The organism is Pseudoalteromonas sp. BSi20311, from assembly GCF_000239875.1.
GTDB lineage: Bacteria > Pseudomonadota > Gammaproteobacteria > Enterobacterales > Alteromonadaceae > Pseudoalteromonas.
This window is the reverse complement of record NZ_BADU01000179.1, coordinates 1-1,360: the sequence shown is the minus strand read 5'-3', so window position 1 is coordinate 1,360 and position 1,360 is coordinate 1. Positions and strand designations below refer to the sequence as shown.

The following is a 1,360-nucleotide window of genomic DNA, read 5'->3' as shown; positions in this document are numbered from 1 at the left end:
AGACTGTGTAAAAACTAATTTTTAATAAATTGTCTTGGGTATGTTCTTAGTTTGAAACCATTTAAGATGGTTGCGATCGATTTTTTCTCAGTATCGCAATTTTCTCCGCGCGAGCGAAACTGCTATGGCAACGCTACTCTAATTGCTTTACTTAGGCCGTTAACTCCCATAATTGTTATCATTCTTCTGAAGTTGTAAGCTAGGACATGAAGACTTATTTCTGTCCCCACGCTTTTTAAACCTCGTGTTAGTAAGTGGGTAGCTCCCATCCAGAGTTTAATTGTGCCAAAGGGGTGCTCAACAGTTTGCTTGCGATGAAGCATCAATTCAGGTTGATTCTTTAGCTTTTGAAGCATTTCTTCTGTCAGAATCTCATGCACCCACCGCCTTATTCGCCTAGGGTCTTTTTTAGAGTTAGTGCACTGACTTCTTATTTTACAATCTCGACAAGCAATGTGATTGAAGTAAACATCAAGGTATTTACCTTGCTCAAATACCTGCATTCGATTTTGAAGTTCATTACCAGCGGGGCATAAGTAAATATCTTTATTTGCATCGTATTTGAAAAGTGAGCGGTTAAATATCCCTTTCTTTTCAGAGGACGATGTATCCGTCTTGGGCATGATTGGCTCTGCACCCAAATCGATAGTGTCTTTTATATCTGGCTGACTGAAGTAACCTTTATCTGCTAATACCCGTATATCTTTCTTGCGCAATGCTTCTTGTGCGAGTTTCGTCATTGACGCAAGCTGGCCTCTATCTGGCACGTTGGTCACGTCATGCGCCACTATGAGGTGATGCTTGGTATCAACCGCACTTTGTACGTTATAACTCACAACTCTTGTAAAACCTTGAGTTTTCATTAAACGTGAATCAGGATCAGTAGTGGATATTTGCTTATCAGGATGAGCTTCAACTTGTTCTTTAATCTCGTATAGTTTTTTTAACTGGCTGCGAAAGTCAGCTAGTCTCTCTTTTGTGGCTTTAATTTTTGTGACGTTAGCTTGCTCTTTATCGGCTTCATCAAGTAATTCAAGATAACGTTCAATGTTCTTTTCGACTCGGTCGATGTGAAATTTAACTTTGCTTGGCGTAAAATTATTGCCTTTGTTGTTGCTAGCTTTAAACTTACTACCATCGATGGCAACAACGGGTTTCTCAAACATATTCAGGCGACGACAGACTTCAACAAACGTTTTGCATACATTTTTTATACCGCCTCCGTTGTCTTTTCTAAAATCAGCAATCGTTTTAAAGTCGGGTGCCAACTTACCAAGTAGCCACATCAGTTCAATATTGCGTTGGCATTCGGTTTCTAATCGGCGGGATGATTGAATACGGTTGAGGTAACCATAAAGAT

The 1,360-nt window shown here is 39.8% G+C and carries 1 protein-coding gene; it reads right to left on the bottom strand.

Annotation, left to right across the window (positions count from 1 at the left end; translation table 11 throughout):
* Window positions 1-122 precede the first annotated feature (122 nt).
* A partial coding sequence (locus P20311_RS17535) for an IS1182 family transposase (protein ID WP_036985312.1) occupies window positions 123-1,360 on the bottom strand: 1,238 nt, incomplete at its 5' end.